The organism is Streptomyces sp. SID14478 (assembly GCF_010548525.1).
Lineage (GTDB): Bacteria > Actinomycetota > Actinomycetes > Streptomycetales > Streptomycetaceae > Streptomyces.
The window spans coordinates 1-20513 of sequence record NZ_JAAGMG010000391.1; the positions used below are offsets into that span (position 1 = coordinate 1).

Consider the following 20513-nt stretch of genomic DNA (forward strand, 5'->3'; position numbering starts at 1 on the left):
GGCACGGCCCGCCGTCTGCGCGGCACCTGCGCCACGAAGACCAGGGCCACCGTGACGGCCGGGCCGTGCGGGGCGCCGACCACCGACAGCGGTGAGAAGACGTCCAGCGCGGCGGCCACCACGAGCATGCCGACGCCGGAGCCGAGGTTCTCCACCGTCGCCGACAGACCGAAGGCATGCGCGCGGACCGGTCGGCGGGGTCTGCAGATGCGTGCTGTCCGAGGCCCCGGTGACGCCGTCGGCCGCGCCCACGAGCAGCGCGATCACTCCGTACGGGACACTGCCGCGCGCCCGTCGCGCCAGGGGCGGCGCGTCAACGGACCGTCAAGGTGGCGGGGTCACGCGCGAAGAACGCGCTAGGGGAGGACGACCGGGCCGTTCGCGGGACAGAACCTGAGCGGGCGCGACCGGCCACGGCGACGCGTCACCCGCCAACGAACCCCACCGGCCGACGGCCCGTGGGCAAAGGACCCCGATGACCACCCAGGCAACAGAACCCACCCCCACCGACACCACCGAGGAACCCCCCGATCCCCGGGACGCGGCGAACGAGAAGCACCGTCTCACCGCGATCACCGGCCTCGCCGCCCTCTCCCTCGACGCGATGGCCTCCGTCGCGTACGGGCCGGAGGCCATCGTCCTGGTGCTGGCGGCCGCCGGCGCCCACGGCCTGGGCTTCACCCTCCCGGTGACCCTCGCGATCGCCGGCCTGCTCGCCGTGCTCGTCGCCTCCTACCGGCAGGTCATCGCCGCGTTCCCGGACGGCGGCGGCTCCTACGCCGTCGCGAAGAAGCACCTCGGCGCCCGCACCGGCCTGGTCGCCGCCGCCTCCCTCGTCCTCGACTACGTGCTGAACGTCGCGGTCGCCGTCACCGCGGGCGTCGCCGCCCTGACCTCGGCCTTCCCCGCCCTCTACGACGACCGGGTGGGGATCTGCCTGGCCGTCCTCGTGGTGATCACGGCCGTGAACCTGCGCGGCATCGTCGACTCGGCCCGCGCCTTCCTCGTGCCGACGGCCGTGTTCGTCGTCTCGATCCTGGTCCTGATCGCCGTCGGCCTGTTCCGCTCCGCGCCGCTGTCCACCGAGGCCGCCACCGGCCACGCCTCCGTGCTCGCCGACAACGCCACCGGCGTCGGCGCCCTGCTCCTGCTGCGGGCCTTCGCCTCCGGCTGCTCCGCCCTCACCGGCGTCGAGGCCATCGCCAACGCCGTGCCGTCCTTCCGCGCCCCGCGCGCCCGCCGCGCCCAGCACGCCGAGGTCGCCCTCGGCGCCGTGCTCGGCGTCATGCTCATCGGGCTGAGCGTGCTCATCTCCCGCTTCCACCTCCAGCCCGTCGAGGGCGTCACCGTCCTCGCGCAACTTGCCGACGCCTCCCTCGGCCACAACGCCGCCTTCTACGTCGTCCAGTTCGCGACGATGATCCTGCTGGCCCTCTCCGCGAACACGTCCTTCGGCGGCCTGCCGGTGCTCCTCAAGCTGCTGGCCCGCGACAACTACCTGCCGCACGTCTTCGCCCTCAAGGCCGACCGTCAGGTCCACCGCTACGGCGTCCTGACCCTCGCCGCGGTCTCGGCCGCCCTGCTGGTCCTCTCCGGCGGCGACACCAACACCCTCGTGCCGCTCTTCGCCATCGGCGTCTTCATCGGCTTCTCCCTCGCCCAGATCGGCATGGTCCTGCACTGGCGCGGCGTGCCCGGCTCGACGGCCAAGAAGCTCCTCAACGGGCTCGGCGCCGTCCTCACCGGCGTCAGCGCGATCGTCGTGACCGCCACCAAGTTCCACGACGGGGCCTGGCTGATCGTCGTCGCCCTGCCCCTGCTGGTCGCCGCCTTCGAGGCCGTGCACCGCGCCTACGCCCGCATCGGCGAGCGGCTCGGCCTCGGCCGCATCCCGCAGTGCCCGACGCGCGCCCGGTCCCTCGTCGTCGTGCCCGTCTCCGGCATCTCCCGGCTCACCAGCGAGGCCCTGACGGCGGCCAACGCGCTGGGCGACGAGGTCCGCGCCGTCACCGTCTGCCACCCCGACCCCGAGGACCGGGACCGCACCGAGGCGCTGACCTGCGACTGGGCCCTGTGGAACCCGGGCGTCGACCTGGTCCACATCCCCTCCGAGCGGCGCACGCTGGGCAGGCCCGTGGCCGGATACGTCCGCGAGCTCGCCGCCACGCACCCCGGCACCCGCGTCACCGTGCTCATCCCGGAGGCCGAGCCGGGCCGTGCCTGGCAGCGGATCCTGCAGAACCAGCGCGGCGCGGTCGTCGCCCACGCGGTCCGCCGGGACACCGACGCCGTCATCTGCCGGCTCCGGTTCCGCCTGTCGTAGGCGGCCGGGCGCCGCGGCGCGCCCACGTCCACGTAAGAGACGCGTCAAAGGCGTGTACGCCCCCGTAAGGGAGGCGTCAACGGGGACCGAAACCGGCCATGGCCGGGGGTTTCCTCTCAAGTGTCAGTTCCAACCCGCACCTCTTCATCCAGGGAGCTCACGATGGCCGACCTGGCCTTCGTCGTCATCACGGTCGCGGTCTTCGCGCTGGTGGCACTCGTCGCCAAGGGGGTGACCAAGCTGTGACCGCCGAGAACATCGTCGGCCTCGTCGTGGCCGTCGCCCTCCTGGGCTACCTCGTCCTCGCCCTCATCTACCCGGAGAGGTTCTGAGCGCAGATGAGCCCCGTACTTGCCGGTGTGCTCCAGCTGCTCGCGCTCATCGCGGCGCTGGCACTGGCCTACCGTCCCCTCGGCGACTACATGGCCCGGGTCTACTCCTCCGAGAAGCACCTCCGGGTGGAGAAGTGGATCTACAAGGGCATCGGCGCCAACCCCAACGCCGAGATGCGCTGGACCGCCTACCTGCGCGGTGTCCTCGCCTTCTCCGCGGTGAGCGTCCTGTTCCTCTACCTGTTGCAGCGCGTCCAGGGCTCCCTGCCCGGCTCGCTCGGCTTCAAGGCGATCGACCCCGACCAGGCGTTCAACACGGCCGCGTCCTTCGTGGCCAACACCAACTGGCAGTCGTACTACGGCGAACAGGCCATGGGCCACGTCGTGCAGACCGGCGGCCTCGCCGTCCAGAACTTCGTCTCGGCGGCCGTGGGCATCGCCGTGGCGGTGGCCCTGGTCCGCGGCTTCGCCCGCTCCCGCACCGGTGAGCTGGGCAACTTCTGGGCCGACCTGGTCCGCGGCACCGTCCGCATCCTGATCCCGATATCGGTGATCGGCGCGCTCGTCCTGGTCGCGTGCGGCGCCATCCAGAACTTCGCCGGCATCCACGAGGTCGGCCAGTTCCTGGGCGGCTCGCAGCAGTGGAACGGCGGCGCCGTCGCCTCCCAGGAAGCCATCAAGGAGCTGGGCACCAACGGCGGCGGTTACTTCAACGCCAACTCCGCCCACCCGTTCGAGAACCCCAACGGGTTCGCGAACCTCTTCGAGGTCTTCCTGATCCTCCTCATCCCGTTCGCGCTGACCCGCACGTTCGGCAAGGTGGTCGGCTCCCTCAAGCAGGGCTACGCGATCCTCGCCACCATGGCGACGATCTGGGTCGGCTTCATCGCACTCATGATGTGGACCGAGTTCGCCCACCACGGCCCGGCGTTCGACCTGGCCGGCGGCGCGATGGAGGGCAAGGAGAACCGCTTCGGCATCGGCGGCTCGTCGATCTTCGCGGTCTCCACGACGCTCACCTCGACCGGCGCGGTGGACTCCTTCCACTCCTCCTTCACCGGCCTCGGCGGCGGCATCACGATGCTGGGCATGCAGCTCGGCGAGATCGCGCCGGGCGGCACCGGCTCCGGCCTCTACGGCATGCTGATCATGGCGATCATCGCGGTGTTCATCGCGGGCCTGATGGTCGGCCGCACCCCCGAGTACCTCGGCAAGAAGATCGGCACCCGCGAGATCAAGTTCGCCGCCTGCTACATCCTCATCACGCCGGCGCTCGTGCTCCTGTTCACGTCCCTGTCGATGGCACTGCCGACGCCGAAGAACTCGATGCTGAACGGGGGCGCGCACGGGTTCTCCGAGATCCTCTACGCGTTCACGTCCGGCGCCAACAACAACGGCTCCGCCTTCGCGGGGCTGAGCGCCGACACCAACTGGTTCAACACCATGATCGGTCTGGCGATGCTGCTCGGCCGCTTCCTGCCCATGGTGTTCGTGCTCGCGCTCGCCGGTTCGCTGGCCGAGCAGAAGCCGGTCCCGGCGACCGTGGGCACCCTGCGCACCAACAAGCCGCTGTTCACCGGCCTCCTGGTCGGCACGGTGCTGATCGTCACCGGCCTGACCTACTTCCCGGCGCTCGCGCTCGGCCCGCTCGCCGAGGGGCTCGCGTCATGAGCACCGACACCACGAAGACGCAGCACACGCAGAATTCAGAGGACAGCATGTCCACAGCCACTCCCACCCGGGCACCGCACCAGGACGTGCCGACCGGCCACAAGTCCAGTCACGAAGGCGAGGGGAAGGTCGGCGCGGGTCTCTTCGACCCGAAGCAGCTGCTCAAGTCGCTGCCGGACGCCTGCCGCAAGCTGCACCCGCGCGTCATGGTCAAGTCGCCCGTGATGTTCGTGGTCCTCATCGGCTCCGTCCTGACGACGGTGTTCTCCTTCAAGGACCCGTCCGACTGGTTCGGCTGGGCGATCAGCGCCTGGCTGTGGCTGACGGTGATCTTCGCCAACCTGGCGGAGGCCGTCGCCGAGGGCCGCGGCAAGGCCCAGGCCGACACGCTGCGCAAGGCGAAGACGGACACGGTCGCGCGCCGGCTGAACGGCTCCTCCGAGGAGCAGGTTCCCGGGACGCAGCTGAAGGTCGGCGACCTCGTCGTGTGCGAGGCGGGCGACATCATCCCCGGCGACGGTGACGTCGTCGAGGGCGTGGCCTCCGTCGACGAGTCCGCGATCACCGGCGAGTCCGCTCCCGTCATCCGGGAGTCCGGCGGCGACCGTTCGGCCGTCACCGGCGGCACGAAGGTGCTCTCCGACCGGATCGTCATCAAGATCACGACGAAGCCCGGCGAGACGTTCATCGACCGCATGATCAGCCTGGTCGAGGGCGCGGCCCGGCAGAAGACGCCGAACGAGATCGCCCTCAACATCCTGCTCGCGTCGCTGACCATCGTCTTCCTGCTGGCGGTCGCCACGCTGCCGCCGTTCGCGAACTACGCGGGCAAGAACCTCAGCATGGTCGTCCTGGTGGCCCTGCTGGTCTGCCTGATCCCGACCACCATCGGTGCCCTGCTCTCCGCGATCGGCATCGCCGGCATGGACCGTCTGGTGCAGCGCAACGTCCTCGCCATGTCCGGCAGGGCGGTCGAGGCCGCGGGCGACGTGTCGACCCTGCTCCTCGACAAGACCGGCACCATCACCCTCGGCAACCGCCAGGCCGCCGAGTTCGTGCCGGTCAAGGGCACCGCGGAGGCGGAGCTCGCCGACGCCGCGCAGCTGTCGTCGCTGTCCGACGAGACGCCCGAGGGCCGCTCGATCGTGGTCCTCGCCAAGGAGAAGTACGGGCTCAGGGAGCGCCTGCAGGGCGAGCTGGCCGGGGCGGAGTGGATCGAGTTCACCGCCCAGACCCGGATGTCCGGTGTGGACGTCGACGGGCGCAAGATCCGCAAGGGCGCGGCCGGCTCGGTCATCGCCTGGGTCACGGAGCGGGGCGGCCGGGTCGCCCCCGACGCCGAGGTTCTCGCCGGCACGATCTCCCAGGCCGGCGGCACCCCGCTGCTCACGGCCGTCGAGGACGACAAGGGCGCCCGCGTCCTCGGCGTCATCCACCTCAAGGACGTCGTCAAGGACGGCATGCGCGAGCGGTTCGACGAGCTGCGCCGCATGGGCATCAAGACCGTCATGATCACCGGGGACAACCCGCTGACGGCCAAGGCGATCGCCGACGAGGCGGGCGTCGACGACTTCCTCGCGGAGGCCACTCCCGAGGACAAGATGGCCCTCATCAAGCGGGAGCAGGCCGGCGGCAAGCTCGTCGCGATGACCGGCGACGGGACGAACGACGCGCCCGCACTCGCCCAGGCCGACGTCGGCGTGGCCATGAACACCGGTACGTCGGCGGCCAAGGAAGCCGGCAACATGGTCGACCTCGACTCGAACCCGACCAAGCTCATCGAGATCGTCGAGATCGGCAAGCAACTCCTCATCACCCGGGGCGCGTTGACGACGTTCTCCATCGCCAACGACGTCGCGAAGTACTTCGCGATCATCCCGGCGCTGTTCGCGGCGGTCTACCCGGGCCTGGACAAGCTCAACATCATGGACCTGTCCTCGCCGAACTCCGCGATCCTCTCCGCGGTCATCTTCAACGCGATCATCATCATCGCGCTGGTCCCGCTCGCCCTGAAGGGCGTCCAGTACCGGCCGGTGAGCGCCGACCGGCTGCTGCGCCGCAACCTCGGGATCTACGGCCTCGGCGGTCTGGTCGCCCCCTTCATCGGCATCAAGCTCATCGACCTGCTCATCTCCCTCATCCCCGGAATCGGCTGATCGTCATGAACAACTCGGTAGGAAACACGACCCGGTTGCTGTGGGCGGGCCTGCGGGCCCTGATCGTCCTCACCGTCGTGTGCGGCGTGCTCTACCCGCTCGCGGTCACCGGTGTCGCCCAGGTCGCCTTCCACGACAAGGCCAACGGCTCGGAGATCACGTCGCAGGGCAAGGTCGTCGGGTCCTCCCTGATCGGACAGAGCTACACCACCAAGGACGGCAAGGCGGACCCGAAGTGGTTCCAGGGCCGCCCGCAGAACGGCCTCGGCACCAACAGCGTCAACACGCAGTACAAGCTGATCCTGTCCGGCGCCACCAACCTCGCGGGCGACAACCCCGAACTGGTCAAGCAGGTGAAGGCGGCCCGGGACGCCGTCATCAAGGACAACTCCACGGCCACGTACCGGGTGAAGCCCTCGGACATCCCGGCCGACGCCGTCACCTCCTCCGGCTCGGGCCTCGACCCGGACATCTCCCCGGCCTACGCCGAACTGCAGGTCCACCGGGTCGCGGAGCACAACCACCTCTCCGTCGCCCGGGTCGACCGGCTCGTCGACGACCACACCTCCAGCCGGATCCTCGGCTTCATGGGCGAGCCCCGGGTCAACGTCCTCGAACTCAACGTGGCGCTCAAGCAGTTGACCACCACGAGCTGATGACCCGCGTACTGGTGGTGGAGGACGACCCCCAGCTCGTCCGGGCCCTGGTCATCAACATGCAGGCACGCAAGTTCGGTGTCGACGCGGCGCCGGACGGAGCCACCGCGCTCCGTCTGGCCGCCGCGCGGCAGCCGGACGTCGTCGTCCTGGACCTGGGCCTGCCCGACATGGACGGCGTCGACGTGATCAGGGCACTGCGCGGCTGGACCCGCGTACCGATCATGGTGCTCTCGGCACGTCGCGCCTCCGCGGAGAAGGTCGCCGCGCTCGACGCGGGCGCCGACGACTACGTGACCAAGCCGTTCAGCATGGACGAGCTCCTCGCCCGGCTGCGGGCGGCGGTGCGGCGCACCGCGGCGGTGCCCGCGGCCCCCGACACCGGCGTCGTCACCACGGACGGCTTCACCGTCGACCTGGTGGCGAAGAAGGCCGTGCGCGACGGACGCGACGTGCGCCTGACGCCCACCGAATGGCACCTGCTGGAGATCCTGGTCTGCCATCCCGGCCGCCTGATCAGCCAGCAGCGGCTGCTCAAGGAGGTCTGGGGAGCCTCGCAGAGCACCAAGACGAACTATCTGCGCGTCTACATGGCCCAGTTACGACGGAAACTCGAAGGAGATCCCTCCCACCCGCGCTACCTGATCACCGAGCCCGGCATGGGCTACCGCTTCGAGAACCCCGGGCGCTGAGAGGAGACGCCCGCGGTGCCCGTGCCGCTAGCGGACCGCCGCCCCCGGCCCGAGCGGAATCCCCAGTGCCCACCACGCCAGGAACAGCAGCGTCCACGCCACCGTCATGGCGACCGCGAGCGGCAGGGTGTACGAGGCGAGCGTGCCGAGACCCGCGTCCTTGCGGTAACGCTGCAGGAAACCGAGCGCCATCACGAAGTACGGGCTCATCGGCGTGATCGCCGTCGACCCGGAGTCGGCGATGCGGAACAGCGCCTGCGTCGTCTCCGCGGGGACGTGCACCAGCATCAGCATCGGTACGAGCACGGGCGCGGCCAGCGCCCACATCGCGGAGCCGCTGGTCACCATGACGTTGACGAGCGTCAGCAGCACCAGGATCAGCAGGAAGACCACGACGATCGGCATCCCGCTGTGCCGCAGCGCCTCCGCGGCCCGCACCGACAGCACGTCGCCGATGTGCGTCCAGTCGAAGTAGGCGAGGAACTGGGCGATGGCGAAGAAGAGGACGAGCACCGGCGCCATCTGACGGACGCCGTCGGCCATCAGCTTCGGCACGTCCCCGGCCCGGCCGATCGACCCCGAGCGCAGGCCGTACACGATGCCGGTGACCGCGAAGAGACAGGCGACCACGGCCGCGATGCCGTCCAGGAACGGCGAGTCGACGATGCTGCCGCCGTCCCCGCGCAGCGGCGACGACGTGGGCAGCAGCGCCGCCACGACCAGTACCAGGCCGGCGCCGAGCGTGAGCAGCGCGGCGCGCAGCGCGGACCGTTCCCGCTCGCTCAGGTGGAGGGTGCCGAGGTCCTCGACGTCGGCGTCCGGATCGGCGTCGAGGTCGGGGCGCCGGGCCAGCACGTAGCGCGTGACGAGCGTGATGACCGCGGCCAGCAGCAGGGAGGAGACGATGTTGAAGAACCAGTTGGACAGCGGGGACACGTACGCGTCGTCGCCGCCCGCGATCTTCGCGGCCGCCGTGGTGATCCCCGCGAAGATCGCGTCGTTCGGCGTCGGGATCGGGCTCGCGTCGTAGCCGGACGCGATCGACGTGTACGCCACGACGATGCCGAGGATCGGGGAGCGCCCGACGGCCCGGAAGGCGAGCCCGCCGAGCGGCACCAGGATGATGTACGCGGCGGCCGACGCCACGTGCGCGACCGTCCCGGCGAACGCGACGGCGAACACCACCCACGCCGCGGGCACCCGGGCCACGCCGACCTTCATCGCGGCGGCCAGGAACCCGCTGCGCTCGGCCACGGCGACGCCCATGATGACGACCACGATCGTCGCCATCGGCGGGAACTCGGCGAAGTTCGACACCATCGTCGACACCGCCATGGCGAGCCCGTCGCCGCTGAGCAGGTTCTGCACGGTGACCGTCTTGCCGTCGGCGGGCGACACGACGGACACGTTGAACCCGGCGAGCACGGCGCTGACGACGGCGAGCACCGCCGACAGGATCCAGAACAGCCAGAAGGGGTGCGGCAGGGCGTTGCCCGCGCGCTCGACGACGGCCAGGACGCGGATGACGCGGGGAAGTCTCGGCGCCTCGTCGAGCGGTGGCGCTTGTTTCTGAGCGGACATGTCGGCGGCTCCAACCAGCGGTCAGTTACGGGGCAGTTGGTGGTTCTGGAAGAAGTCCCACATCACGGCGTGGGCCTGGATCGTCTGCGTGGTGTAGCCGCCGCCGCTGTATCCGTCGGCGCCGGGCCAGGTGTGCCCGCCGTCGGTCACGGCGACGTGGGTGACCTCGGCGCCGTCCGCGCAGCCGGTCCACCGCTGCGTGGTGATGTCGGGTTCGGTCACCTCGTCGGGCAGCCGCGTGGTGCAGTGGTCGCGCTCCGCCCAGTCGCCGACCCACTTCTGCAGGGACGGCAGGCCGCGGTCCTCGTCGCCGCCGTACGGGATGGTGGCGTCGCCGGTGCCGTGGAAGTCGAGCACCGGGACGGGCCGCGAGGGCTCGCAGTTCTCGCCCGTGGCCGGGTAGAAGGCTCCGGCGACCGGGGCGACGGCCGCGAACCGGTCGGCCATCCGGCACGCCAACAGCCCGGTGAATCCTGCCCCGTTGGACTTGCCGGTGGCGTACACCCGCCCCTGGTCGACGCAGAGGCGGTCCTCCAGGCCGTCGAGCAGGTCCTCGGTGAACCGCACGTCGTCGACCCCGGCCGCCGCGTACGGCGCCCCCTGCCACGCCTGCCGGTCGCCGTCGCCGGTCCCGACGACGCCGTTCGGGTACGCGACCACTGCGGGCAGCGTCGACAGCCGCGAGAACGCCTCGGTCCCGGCGCCCGTGTTGCCGCGCCCGTGATAGGCGACGATCAGCGGCCAGCTCCGGCTCGCGTCGTAGCCGTCGGGGAGGTGGAGCTGGTACGTCCGCTCCCGGCCGCCGCTGGTGAGCGTGTGCAGGACGCTGGTGCCGGGCTCCTGGGGAGCGGCGCTCCCGCACCCTGGCGAGGCGGGCTCGTCGTCGGCGGCGTAGGACGGGGCGAGCGGCACGGCGACGAGCGCGGCGGCCAGCACGCAGGCACGCCAAAGTAGACCCTTCATGTACGACTCCTCGGAGGGGTTGTTTGATGCAGGGGTGGTGCGGTTGAGGGGGTGTCGGGGGCCGCGTCCTAGGCGTCGAGCCATTCCTCGACGAACGCGCACACGCGCGTGACGACGGCGTCCACGATGGCCCGCCCGTCGTCCGCCGTCACGGAGGTCGGGTCCCCGAGGACGCCGTTCGCGCTCAGCTCGTCGTACGGCAGGGTCAGGGAGGGCTGGGAGAACGTACGGGCGAGGCGGGCCGCGGGCTTCAGTTCGTCGAGGGAGGTCGTTCCCGGAGTCAGGCGCTGCGTGTGCACCAACTCCGGTGCCAGGGCCAGCATCTGGGCCGTCTCGGCCTCCCCGCTGTGGCCGTGCACCTCGCTCACGCCCATCCCCGCGACGACGCCGGAGGCGAGCGTGGTCACCGGCGACCAGGCGAAGCGCACCTCCGGGTCGGCGACGAGCAGGTCCTGAGCGACCGTGGTCAGCGCCGCGTTGTTCCCGCCGTGCCCGGTCAGCACCAGGAAGCGGAGCCAGCCGTGCCGGCGCAGGCTCGCCACGTACTCGCGCACGACGGCCGCGAACGTCGACGTCGTCAGGGTCACCGTCCCGGCGAACGCCATGTGGTGCGGCGACACCCCGACGGGCAGCGGCGGCCCGAGCACCACGCGCCCCGCGAGCCGCGCGGCGACCAGCTCCGCGATCCGCTCGGCGCGGACGGTGTCCGTGGCGATCGGCAGGCCGGGCCCGTGCTGTTCGTACGCCCCGGCCGGAATGATCACGACGGGCGCCCGGGTGACCGCTTCAGCGGCCTCCTCGGTCGTCAACTCGGCGAGCCGCAAAGGGTGGTGGGCGTTCATGCCTGCTCACCGCCGCCCGGGAAGTCGGCCGACAGGACGGCGTCGCGGATCGCGCCGAGGTGGTCCCGGGTGATCTCCTCGGCGGCGGCCGCGTCGCCGCGCCGCACCGCTTCGAGGATCAGCAGGTGTTCGGCGTGGTCGCGCTCCCGGTCGTTGTAGCGGTGCCGGATCTCGACCTGGTCACGGGCGCGCACCTGGAGCAGCGCCTCGACGGTCTCCTTCAGCAGCGCGTTCCCGCTGGCCGTGGCGAGCGCGACGTGGAAGTGCACGGAGCGGCGCAGCGACTCCTCCGGCGGGAACAGCGCGTTGGCCGCCGCGTACTCCAATTGCTGCATCGCCTGCGGCAGCCGGATCCGCGCCGCCTCCGCCGCGACGGCCGGCTCGACGACGAGGCGGGCCTCGACGAGTTCGAGCACGGACTGCCGGGTGCTGCGCGGCTGGTGCGGATTGGCGAGCAGCCGCCGCTCGATGCCGGGCCCCACGTACGTGCCCGAGCCGTGCCGGAACTCCACGACCTGCGTCGCCTCCAGGCGGCGCAGCGCCTCCCGCACGGTCGGCGTCGTCACCTCGAAGCGCTTGGCCAGCTCGCGCGAGGAGGCCAGGGCGTCACCGGGGGAGAGCCGCTCGGTGCGGATGATCTCGACGATGTCGTCCGCCAGGCGTTCGGACAGGGAGGGCTGATCGGTGTAACTCATAAAGTGAATAGATCACTTGATCTCTGAAGGTGTCAACGGTCGTGCACGAGGCTGTTCCCCGTACGCGAGATCCCGCCTTCCGTGCGCGTGTGATCCCGCCTTCCGTATCCGTGCGCTACAGAAGCTCCCGTACCCGTGCGCTGCATGCGCTACAGCAGTCCGCGCTCCATCGCCACGACGACCGCGCGCGTCCGGTCGCTGACGTCCAGCTTCGCGAAGACCCGCAGCAGGTGGGTCTTCACCGTCGCCTCGCCGATCACCAGACGCTTGCCGATGTCGGCGTTGGACAGTCCGTCGGCCACTGCCTTCAGGACGTCCACCTCGCGCGAGGTGAGCGCGGCCTGGACCGGACGGCGCATCTTCGCCACGAGCTTCTGCGCGACGCGCGGGGCGAGCACCGTCTCGCCGCGGGCCGCCGAACGGATCGCGTCGACGAGCTGCTCGCGCGAGGTGTCCTTGAGGAGATAGCCGATCGCGCCGGCCTCCACCGCCCGCTCGATCTCGGTGTCCGTGTCGTACGTCGTCAGGATCAGCACGCGGGTGCCGCTCGCGCCCGCGACGATCAGCTGGGTCGCCGCGACCCCGTCGAGATTCGGCATGCGCAGGTCCAACAGGGCCACGTCGGGGGTGAGTTCCTCGACGAGCGCGACACCCGCGCGCCCGTCATCGGCCTCCCCGACCACCTCGATGCCGGTCTCGGGGGCGAGCAGCGCGACGACCCCGGCGCGCATCACCGTGTGGTCGTCGACCACGACGACGCGCAAGGCGGTGTCGGTCATGTTCCCTCCAGGGGGAAGTCGATCGGCAGGGCCGCGAGGAGTCGCGTGCCGTCGCCGAGAGAGCTGGTCACGGTCAGTTCGCCGCCGAGTTCGGCGAGGCGCCTGCGCATGCCGTCGAGGCCGAAGCCGCGGGCGGCGGCCACGTCGAAGCCCTGGCCGTCGTCGGTGATCTCCAGGTCGATCGAGCCCGGCCCCCGGTCCAGGACCACGACCACCGTCGTCGCCCCGGCGTGCTTGCGCACGTTGGCCAGGGACTCCTGGGTGCAGCGCAGCAGCGCGATCCGGGTCTGCTGGTCGCAGTCGACGTCCGCCAGGTCGGCCTCCACCGCTATGCCGGTGTCCTCGGTGAACCGGTCCAGCGTGCGGTGCAGCGTCTGCGCCACCGACCCCTGCACCCCGCCGCCCGGCGGCGGCACCGCCCCGACCAGGGCGCGCGCCTCCGCGAGGTTCTCCCGCGCGGTCTGCTCGATGGACGTCAACTGCTGCGCGGAGCGAGTGGGTTGGGAGACGATCCCGGCCCGCGCCGCCTCCGCGAGCACGATGATCGAGGCGAAGCCCTGGGCGAGCGTGTCGTGGATCTCCCGGGCGATGCGCTCCCGCTCGTCCGCCGCGCCCTGGCGGCGGTGCGCCTCCACCAACTCGGCCTGTGTGTCCGCCAGTTGCGAGCGCAGGCGCGCCCGTTCGTCGCGCAGCTCCAGCGCCCGCGGTGTCAGGCTCGTGATCAGCGCGCCCACCACGAACACGGCGAGGGTCGAAAGGGTGTTCCGGGCCAGCGCGTCCATGCCCCAGCCCTGCCGCAGCGCGCCGCCCAGGGTGATGGCGGCGCCCCCCAGGGCGCTGCTCACCAGCGCGCCCCGCCGACTGTCCGCGTACACCACGAACTGGGTGAGGGCCACGGTGTAGAACACGCCGAAACCGTCGCGCAGATAAGCGAGTTCGCCCAGGGCGGCGATCAGCAGGCCGAGGTAGACGTAACCGGGGAGCGGGCCGCGCCGGCCCCAGCGACGGACCGCGAGGTTGCACCCGCCGAGCACGACCAGCAGTGCCAGCGACCCGTACCGCTGCCCGGCCGGGGCGTCCCCCAGGGCCGTGATCAGCGCCACCAGGCCGATGATCGCCCACGAGAACAGGTCCCAGGAGTGCAGGAGCCAGATCCAGAACGGGTCGCCGTGCTGCGGTCGATGCAACATCGGATCAGCCTACGTTCGCCATGATCCGGTCCGCCGGGTTTCCCGCCCGCCGCGGCCCGTTGCGGCGCGCGGGCCACCAACTGCGCTCGCCCAGCAGCAACATGAGCGCGGGCAGGATCAACACCCGGATGACGAAGGCGTCGAGCAGGACCGCCACCGCCAGGCTGAAGCCGATCTGCTTCATCTCGATGAAGTGCAGCGACACGAAGCTCGCGAACACCGTCACCATCACGAACGCCGCGCTGGTCACCACCCCCGCCGAGCTGCCCACACCGTCGAGCACCGCCTGCCGCGTCGGCACCCCGCGCAGCACGCCCTCCCGGATCCGGCTGATCACGAACACCTGGTAGTCCATCGACAGGCCGAAAAGGATCACGAAGAGGAACAGCGGCACCCGCGAACCGATCGTCCCCGTCGAGTGGTAGTCGAGCAGGCCCTCGGCCCGGCTGCCCTGGAAGACGAAGGTCAGCACGCCGAGCGAGGCCGCCGCGGACAGGAGGTTGAGCACGACGCCGACCACGCCGAGGACCACCGAACGGAACGCCCACACGGTCATCGCGAACGTGACGAGCAGCAGCGCCCCGATGATCAGCGGCAGCTTCCGCTTCTGGTGCTCGGGATAGTCGGCGTAGCGGGCCACGTCACCGGTCACCGCGGAGTCGACGCGGCCGTCCAACGTGCCGACCGTGTCCGGGAGATAGCGCTCCCGCAGCCGCTCCAGGGAGTCCAGCGCCGGCTTCGCGCTCACGTAGTGGGGCACGGGCAGGTCGAGCGAGGTGACGCGGCGGTCGGGGGAGGTGCGCAGGGTGTACGTGCCGTTCGTGCCCGGGTCGCCCTGCGCCTGCGCGGCGAGCGAGCGCAGCGCGCCCGCCACCTCGTCGGCACGGCCCGCATCGGCCCGGACGAGGACCTGGTGCGAGGCCTTGACCTCGGGGAACGCTGCGTTGAGCCGGTCGAAGGCGGGCATGCCCTGGGTCTGCCGGGAGTGCGTCTCGCGGCCCATGTCCGTCAGCTTCATGCCGAGCAGGGGTGCGGCCAGGGCGAGCAGCGCCACGACGGCGACGGTCAGCACGGCGGCGGGGTGGCGGGCGGTGAGGCGCAGCAGGGCGTGGTGGCGCACGGGCTCGGCCGCGGGACTGACGCGGTTCTTGCGGGCCGCCCTGCGCTCGGCCCGCGCCCCGATCCCGGCGAGCAGGGCGGGCAGCACGGTGAGCGAGCTGACCACGGCCACCAGGGTGACCACGATCGCCGCGGTCGCGATCGACGAGAAGATCACGTCGTCGGCGAGATAGAGCGTCGCGCTGGAGACGGCGACCGCGAACCCGGACAGCACCACGGCCCGGCCCGAGGTGACGGCGGCCAGCTCCACCAGCGCCTGCGGGCTCAACCTGCCCTGGGCGCGGGCCCGTTCCTCCCGTTCCCGTTTCAGGTAGAACAGCGTGTAGTCGACGCCGACGGCGAGGCCGATCAGCAGGATGACGTTGGTGCCGACGCCCGCGTCGGGAAAGACGTGCGAGGCCAGCATCGACAGGCCGATGGACGCCGCGATCGACGTCAGGGCGAGCAGCAGCGGCACCGTCGCCATCGCCACGGACCGGAAGACGAACAGCAGCGTCAGCAGGGTGATCGGCAGCGCGATCATCTCCGTGCGCGACAGATCGCTGCCGCGCAGTTTGTCGACGCCCTGGCTGATGGACGGCCCGCCCGTCTCCTCCACCCGCAGCCCCGGATGCGCCTTCTGCACCGCGGCGGTCTGCGCGCGCAGCGGGTCGACGTGCTTCTTGCCGTCGAGCTCGGCGCCCTTCATGGTCACGTCGACGCGCACGGCGCGGCCGTCCTTCGACCACACGGGCGCGGCCACGGAGCGCACCTCGGGCAGCTTCCGCATCCGCTCCGTGACGTCGCGGGCGAGCGCGCCGCCCTCGGTCCGGTCCAGCCGCGCGGTGCCGCCTCGGTGCTCGATCAGCACCCGCTCGACGGGCCGCTGGGCGAGCCCGCCCTCCCGGGCGATCGCCTCACCGCGCCCGGCCTCGCCGACACCGAAGTCCGCCGACGTGGCCGGGTGCGAGCCGACGGCGATACCGGCGCCGAGGCACAGGACGACGAACAGGAACCATCCGGCGATCGCGCGCCACGGATGTCCCGCGCTCCAACGAGCCATACGTACGGGGTAGTTGGTCATGACGTCCATGCTGCTCGCGGGGATGGTGCCCGCGGCAGCAGCGGCCGGTGGAACCCGGGGTCCACCGACCGGTGGACCCCGCCGTACGACTCGCCGGTCCCGCCCTCGGGCCGACCGCGATCCCGCCCCCGTTCCAGGACTCGGACGCCCCGGCCGATATGTGCTGCTTACAGCTACTCTCCGTCCGACACGCGACGGAGCGGGAGGCACCCATGGACGACAACGGAACCGGTGGCGGCGGACGGATCGTCGCCGCACTCGACGGCGCGAGCATGCGCCGCTACACCACCGGCCAGGTCATCCTCGACGGCATCGACTGGAGCGTGCGCTCCGGCGAGCACTGGGCGCTGCTCGGCCCCAACGGCGCCGGCAAGACCAGCATCCTGCGCCTCGTCGGCGCCACCACCTTCCCCACCACCGGCACCGTCGAGGTCCTCGGCCACCGCCTCGGCAGCGTCGACGTGCGCGAGCTGCGCGCCCACATCGGCCACGTCTCCACCTCCCAGCGCGTCCCGCAGGACCTCCCCGGGCACACCGTCGTGCTGACCGGCCACACCGGCACGGTCCAGCCGCTGTGGAAGTCGTACGACAGCGACGTGCGCGAGCGCGCCCACGAGCTGCTCGCCGAACTCCAGATCAAGGACCTCGCCGACCGCGAGTACGGCGTCTGCTCGGGCGGCCAGCGCGCCCGCATCCTCATCGCCCGCGCCCTCATGGCGAACCCGTCGCTGCTCCTGCTCGACGAGCCGTTCAACGCGCTCGACCTGCCCTCGCGCGAGGACCTCATCGACACGATGCGCCAACTGGCAGTGAACCGACCGGAGTTGGCGACGGTCACCGTCACCCACCACCTGGAGGAGCTCTCCCCGGCGATCAGCCACGCCCTGCTCCTGCGCGAGGGCCGCGTCCTCGCCCGCGGCCACGTCGACGAGGTCCTCAACGCCGAGCGCATGACGGCCTGCTTCGGCCGCCCCATCGAGGTCACACGCCACGAGGGCCGCTGGCTCGCCCGCTCGGGCGGTCACCCCTAGGGCGGGTGTACTTAGCGACACCCCCGGTTCGGGCCGTACGCCCAATGCCCGGCGCCCGCGCTGTCCCTAGCGTCTTAGGAGAGGCGCACAGGGCGCCGGACGAGGGGATCGGCGGACATGCGACACCACAAGAAGAACCACGGACAGTACGGGCAGCACGGTCAGGTCTCCGACGCCGGCCGCGCCGAGGCGCTGCGCCTCGTGCGGGTCACCAAGACGTACGGCGCGACGGACGACGGCACGGGTGCGGCGGGCGGCACACAGGTCACGGCGCTCGACGACGTCACCCTCAGCCTGCCCACCGGCAGTTTCACGGCCGTGATGGGCCCGTCCGGCTCCGGCAAGTCGACGCTGCTGCACTGCGCCGCCGGCCTCGACCGCCCCGACAGCGGGCTCGTCGTGGTCGACGGCGAGGAGATGACCGGCGGCCCGGGGCCGGCCCGCGGCGAGGCCGCGCTCACCCGGTTCCGGCGCACCCGCATCGGCTTCGTCTTCCAGCAGTACAACCTGCTGCCCACGCTCACCGTCGCCCAGAACACCGTGCTGCCGCTGCGGCTCGCCGGGCGTCGCGTGAACCGGGCGCGCGTCGAGCAGATCCTCGGCGACGTCGGGCTCGGCGACCGGCTCGGACACACCCCCGACCAGCTTTCCGGCGGCCAGCGCCAGCGCGTGGCGATCGCCCGCGCCCTGGTCGCCGAACCGTCCGTGATCTTCGCGGACGAGCCGACCGGCGCCCTCGACACCCGGAGCGCCCGCGACGTGCTGCGGCTGCTCCAGGAGGCGGTGCGGCTGCACGGCAGGACCGTGGTGATGGTGACGCACGACCCGGTCGCGGCGTCCTACGCGGACACCGTGCAGTTCCTCGCCGACGGCCGGCTCGCCGGGCAGATGGCGGCCCCGACCGTCGACCAGATCGCCGAACGCCTCGCGCACCTCGGCGACGACATCAACGGCACGTTCACGACGACCATGAGTGGGGTGTGAACCATGTTCACGATGCTCGGACTCGCAGCGCGCTCCGTACGGCAGCGTCCCGGCCGCTTCCTCGCGACCCTCCTGTCCGCGTTCCTCGGCGCGGCCATCATCATGACGTTCAACTCGATGCACGACACCGCGGGTGCGCGCGGTGTCGACAAGGTCAGCTCGGAGTCGCTCACCACCGCGGCGAGCGTCGTCGGCGGCTACGGCACGCTCCTGGTCTTCTTCGCGATCGCGTCCACGTTGACGGTCAACGTCCGTCAACGTACGGAAGAGATCAACCTGTTGCGCACCACAGGAGCGACGCCCGCCCAGATCAAGCGCATGGTCGTCGGCGAGTCCGTGGCCGTCGCGCTCGTGGGCGCGCTCCTCGCGATCGGCCCCGCCGTGCTCGGCGGACACATCCTGCTCGACGTCTTCAAGGACAGCGGCCAGGTCGCCGATTCCGTCTCGTACTCCTTCGGCCCGATCGCCCTCATGTCGGGCGTCGCCGTCACGTTCCTCGCGGCGGCCGGAGCGGCCTTCCTCGCCGTGCGCCGCGCGACGAAGGCAGCGGCGGGCGTACGGCAACGGACGAGTAGGACAAGGCAGTTCGCTTCCTGGGCGGCCGTCGTCGTCGGCGCGCTCGCCGTGTGCAGCACCTTCGCCATGAAGCCCACCGACGCGGCCCTGATGGCGGCGCCCGCCTACGGCGCCATCATGCTCTCCGTCGGCTTCGCCCTGGTCTCGACGAGGCTGCTGCGCACGGTCCTCGGCCGCGTCGAGCCCCTCCTGGCGGCACTCACCGGCGTGAGCGGCTACTTGACCGTTCGGAACATGCGCCGCCGTGCGGCCGAACTCTCCGGCGTCCTCATGCCGTTGATCCTCTTCACCGGCATGGCCACCGCGACGCTGTACATGCAGGCCATCGAGAACGACGCGATCAAGGCATCCGGGTTGACCAAGTCAATAGATGACAAGAACCTCGAAACGCTCAACCTCACGGTCGTCGGCGTCATCGTCGTCTTCGCCTGCATCATGCTGATCAACTCCCTGTACGCCGCCACGGCCTACCGCGTACGGGAGTTCGGGCAGCAGCGACTCGCCGGCGCGACCCCCGCCCAGGTCCTGGGAACTGTCGCGGTGGAAGGCGTCGTCCTGACCGTCACGGGAGTGTTCTTCGGCACACTCTCGGCACTCGCCGGCATCCTCCCGTTCACCGTCGTACGCACCGACGGACTGCTGCCCGAGCAGGGCCTCGGCATCTGGATCGCGGTGGTGGCCATAGCCGCCGCGGCCACCCTGGTCACCAGCCTGGCCACCGCCCGACGCGGTGTCCGGGTCCCCGCGGTGGAGGCCGTGGCCCTGGCCGCATGAGACTCCCGTCCGTGTCGGTGTTGGGCTGAACGGGTGACATGGCGTAAGAATTGGCCGGTGCAGACAACAGTGCGAGCCCGGACGGGGTGGGGGCAGTGAACGGCCACGACGTCACCGATGAACAGTGGGAAGGGCTCGCCCAGGTCGTACCGCTGCGCAGCCGCAACGAGTGGCCGTCGGCGGTCGACCATCGGGCGATGCCGGAACGGGAGACGGAGCCGCGCCGCCGCTTCGTCGTCCTGCGGGTCAACGTCTTCGGCGACGCCCGCGAGGTCGCCGAGACGGTCATGTCAGGGATCCCGGTCCTGCTCGACCTGACCGGCGCCGAGACCGAAGTGGCCAAGCGCGTCCTGGACTTCAGCAGCGGCGTGGTCCTCGGCCTCGGCTGCGGCATGCACCGCGTCGACCGCAACGTCTTCCTGCTGGCCCCGCCCGGGACCGAGGTCCAGGGCCTCGTGGCGGGGGCCGGCGCGCTCTCGTGACCGGACCCCGGCCGATGGCAAGCCCGCAAGGCATAGTCCCCCGATCGTAGGAAGGTCCCCGGGGATGAACGGTTCTGCGGGGGCGTTCCGCCTACGTTCACCGCATGACCGTGCTCCAGCGGGGCCCGTCCCCGTTACCGCCGGGCGCGTCCCCGGACCGCCCGCACCTGACCGAACTGCGACTCTCCGCCTTCGGCAGGCACCGCGGCCTCACCCTCCCGCTCGGCCCGCTCACCGTGCTGAGCGGACCGAGCGGCAGCGGAAAGACCAGCGTGCTGCGGGCACTTGAGGCCCTCGCCCGGCTCGGCGGCGGAGCGAGCCTGCCGGAAGTGTTCCCCGACCCGGGGGCGTACGTCCCCGAACGCGCCAGGCCCGACGGCCAGCAGCGCCGCGGCTTCCGCATCGGCTGCACCGTCGAGGGCCCGGCCGGGCCCGTCCGCCTCGACCTCGCGGTCCAGGCCGAGCCCGAACTGCGGGTCGTCGGCGAGCGGTTGACCGGCCCCGACGTCCGCTACCTGGAGACGGCCCTGCGCGACCCCGGCCGCCGGGACGTCCAGGCCGCCTGGCACACCGCCGGATCGGTGCCGGTGACGCGCGGCCCGCT

The 20513-nt window shown here is 71.4% G+C and carries 18 protein-coding genes and 2 pseudogenes; 12 read left to right on the forward strand and 8 right to left on the reverse strand.

Annotated features, from left to right (window positions below):
• Window positions 1–267: pseudogene (locus tag G3I40_RS47095) on the reverse strand (MFS transporter); the annotation flags it as partial.
• A 208-nt stretch (window positions 268–475) separates the two neighbouring features.
• Between G3I40_RS47095 and G3I40_RS12950 the strand changes: the two are divergent.
• From G3I40_RS12950 to G3I40_RS12975, 7 genes are all read left to right on the forward strand, one after another.
• Window positions 476–2323: an APC family permease gene (locus tag G3I40_RS12950; RefSeq protein WP_164302310.1), complete on the forward strand. Its 1848-nt coding sequence runs from the start codon at window positions 476–478 to the stop codon at window positions 2321–2323.
• Window positions 2324–2443: 120 nt separating this feature from the next.
• Window positions 2444–2569: a hypothetical protein gene (locus tag G3I40_RS47925; protein ID WP_275410178.1), complete on the forward strand. Its 126-nt coding sequence runs from the start codon at window positions 2444–2446 to the stop codon at window positions 2567–2569.
• On the forward strand, window positions 2566–2655 hold the full coding sequence (gene kdpF / locus G3I40_RS12955; RefSeq protein ID WP_018533641.1) for a K(+)-transporting ATPase subunit F: 90 nt from the start codon (window positions 2566–2568) through the stop codon (window positions 2653–2655). Before G3I40_RS47925 ends, kdpF begins: the two co-directional genes overlap by 4 nt.
• Window positions 2656–2661: 6 nt before the next feature.
• Entirely contained in the window at window positions 2662–4326 is a 1665-nt protein-coding gene (gene kdpA / locus G3I40_RS12960; RefSeq protein WP_164302311.1) for a potassium-transporting ATPase subunit KdpA, read from the forward strand.
• A complete protein-coding gene (gene kdpB, locus G3I40_RS12965; protein ID WP_164302312.1) occupies window positions 4323–6482 on the forward strand; it encodes a potassium-transporting ATPase subunit KdpB in 2160 nt (719 codons plus the stop codon). Before kdpA ends, kdpB begins: the two co-directional genes overlap by 4 nt.
• A gap of 5 nt (window positions 6483–6487) precedes the next feature.
• Window positions 6488–7138: a potassium-transporting ATPase subunit C gene (locus G3I40_RS12970; protein WP_164302313.1), complete on the forward strand. Its 651-nt coding sequence runs from the start codon at window positions 6488–6490 to the stop codon at window positions 7136–7138.
• Window positions 7138–7830: a response regulator transcription factor gene (locus G3I40_RS12975; protein WP_164302314.1), complete on the forward strand. Its 693-nt coding sequence runs from the start codon at window positions 7138–7140 to the stop codon at window positions 7828–7830. Before G3I40_RS12970 ends, G3I40_RS12975 begins: the two co-directional genes overlap by 1 nt.
• Before the next feature lie 27 nt (window positions 7831–7857).
• Here G3I40_RS12975 and G3I40_RS12980 read toward each other — a convergent pair whose 3' ends face one another.
• The 7 genes from G3I40_RS12980 to G3I40_RS13010 form a co-directional block, all read right to left on the reverse strand.
• A complete protein-coding gene (locus G3I40_RS12980) occupies window positions 7858–9411 on the reverse strand; it encodes an AbgT family transporter (protein WP_164302315.1) in 1554 nt (517 codons plus the stop codon).
• Between the two features lie 21 nt (window positions 9412–9432).
• A complete protein-coding gene (locus G3I40_RS12985) occupies window positions 9433–10374 on the reverse strand; it encodes a PHB depolymerase family esterase (RefSeq protein WP_164302316.1) in 942 nt (313 codons plus the stop codon).
• 68 nt (window positions 10375–10442) lie between these two features.
• On the reverse strand, window positions 10443–11216 hold the full coding sequence (locus G3I40_RS12990) for a creatininase family protein (protein ID WP_164302317.1): 774 nt from the start codon (window positions 11214–11216) through the stop codon (window positions 10443–10445).
• Entirely contained in the window at window positions 11213–11911 is a 699-nt protein-coding gene (locus G3I40_RS12995) for a GntR family transcriptional regulator (protein ID WP_164302318.1), read from the reverse strand. The genes G3I40_RS12990 and G3I40_RS12995 overlap by 4 nt, the downstream gene beginning before the upstream one ends.
• A 149-nt stretch (window positions 11912–12060) precedes the next feature.
• Window positions 12061–12690 carry a response regulator transcription factor gene (locus tag G3I40_RS13000; protein WP_164302319.1) on the reverse strand — a complete coding sequence of 210 codons (630 nt, stop codon included), beginning with the start codon at window positions 12688–12690 and terminating at the stop codon, window positions 12061–12063.
• The gene (locus G3I40_RS13005; protein WP_164302320.1) at window positions 12687–13880 is read right to left on the reverse strand and encodes a sensor histidine kinase; all 1194 of its coding nucleotides are present in this window, start codon (window positions 13878–13880) and stop codon (window positions 12687–12689) included. Before G3I40_RS13005 ends, G3I40_RS13000 begins: the two co-directional genes overlap by 4 nt.
• Window positions 13881–13884: 4 nt before the next feature.
• A complete protein-coding gene (locus tag G3I40_RS13010) occupies window positions 13885–16062 on the reverse strand; it encodes an MMPL family transporter (protein ID WP_164302321.1) in 2178 nt (725 codons plus the stop codon).
• Window positions 16063–16274: 212 nt separating this feature from the next.
• Here G3I40_RS13010 and G3I40_RS13015 point away from each other — a divergent pair, with 212 nt between their 5' ends.
• The 5 genes and pseudogenes from G3I40_RS13015 to G3I40_RS13035 all read left to right on the forward strand — a co-directional run.
• Window positions 16275–17093: an ATP-binding cassette domain-containing protein gene (locus tag G3I40_RS13015; RefSeq protein ID WP_164302322.1), complete on the forward strand. Its 819-nt coding sequence runs from the start codon at window positions 16275–16277 to the stop codon at window positions 17091–17093.
• 117 nt (window positions 17094–17210) lie between these two features.
• Window positions 17211–18077, forward strand: a complete 867-nt coding sequence (locus G3I40_RS13020) for an ABC transporter ATP-binding protein (protein WP_164302323.1) — start codon at window positions 17211–17213, stop codon at window positions 18075–18077.
• A gap of 12 nt (window positions 18078–18089) precedes the next feature.
• Window positions 18090–19427 (forward strand): ABC transporter permease, encoded by a 1338-nt coding sequence (locus G3I40_RS13025; RefSeq protein WP_164302324.1) that lies wholly within the window; start codon window positions 18090–18092, stop codon window positions 19425–19427.
• 95 nt (window positions 19428–19522) lie between these two features.
• On the forward strand, window positions 19523–19909 hold the full coding sequence (locus G3I40_RS13030; RefSeq protein WP_343244914.1) for a cell division protein SepF: 387 nt from the start codon (window positions 19523–19525) through the stop codon (window positions 19907–19909).
• Between the two features lie 104 nt (window positions 19910–20013).
• Window positions 20014–20513 (forward strand): annotated as a pseudogene (locus tag G3I40_RS13035) (AAA family ATPase); the annotation flags it as partial.

Bases quoted from the DNA above. Each gene is read 5' to 3' on its own strand.
- G3I40_RS13000 (WP_164302319.1), bottom strand. From the start codon at position 12,690: ATGACCGACACCGCCTTGCGCGTCGTCGTGGTCGACGACCACACGGTG.
- G3I40_RS12950 (WP_164302310.1), top strand. From the start codon at position 476: ATGACCACCCAGGCAACAGAACCCACCCCCACCGACACCACCGAGGAA.
- G3I40_RS12980 (WP_164302315.1), bottom strand. From the start codon at position 9,411: ATGTCCGCTCAGAAACAAGCGCCACCGCTCGACGAGGCGCCGAGACTT.
- G3I40_RS13010 (WP_164302321.1), bottom strand. From the start codon at position 16,062: ATGACCAACTACCCCGTACGTATGGCTCGTTGGAGCGCGGGACATCCG.
- G3I40_RS13025 (WP_164302324.1), top strand. From the start codon at position 18,090: ATGCTCGGACTCGCAGCGCGCTCCGTACGGCAGCGTCCCGGCCGCTTC.
- G3I40_RS13020 (WP_164302323.1), top strand. From the start codon at position 17,211: ATGCGACACCACAAGAAGAACCACGGACAGTACGGGCAGCACGGTCAG.
- G3I40_RS12970 (WP_164302313.1), top strand. From the start codon at position 6,488: ATGAACAACTCGGTAGGAAACACGACCCGGTTGCTGTGGGCGGGCCTG.
- G3I40_RS13005 (WP_164302320.1), bottom strand. From the start codon at position 13,880: ATGTTGCATCGACCGCAGCACGGCGACCCGTTCTGGATCTGGCTCCTG.
- G3I40_RS12995 (WP_164302318.1), bottom strand. From the start codon at position 11,911: ATGAGTTACACCGATCAGCCCTCCCTGTCCGAACGCCTGGCGGACGAC.
- G3I40_RS12975 (WP_164302314.1), top strand. From the start codon at position 7,138: ATGACCCGCGTACTGGTGGTGGAGGACGACCCCCAGCTCGTCCGGGCC.
- kdpB (WP_164302312.1), top strand. From the start codon at position 4,323: ATGAGCACCGACACCACGAAGACGCAGCACACGCAGAATTCAGAGGAC.
- G3I40_RS12990 (WP_164302317.1), bottom strand. From the start codon at position 11,216: ATGAACGCCCACCACCCTTTGCGGCTCGCCGAGTTGACGACCGAGGAG.
- G3I40_RS13015 (WP_164302322.1), top strand. From the start codon at position 16,275: ATGGACGACAACGGAACCGGTGGCGGCGGACGGATCGTCGCCGCACTC.
- kdpA (WP_164302311.1), top strand. From the start codon at position 2,662: ATGAGCCCCGTACTTGCCGGTGTGCTCCAGCTGCTCGCGCTCATCGCG.
- G3I40_RS12985 (WP_164302316.1), bottom strand. From the start codon at position 10,374: ATGAAGGGTCTACTTTGGCGTGCCTGCGTGCTGGCCGCCGCGCTCGTC.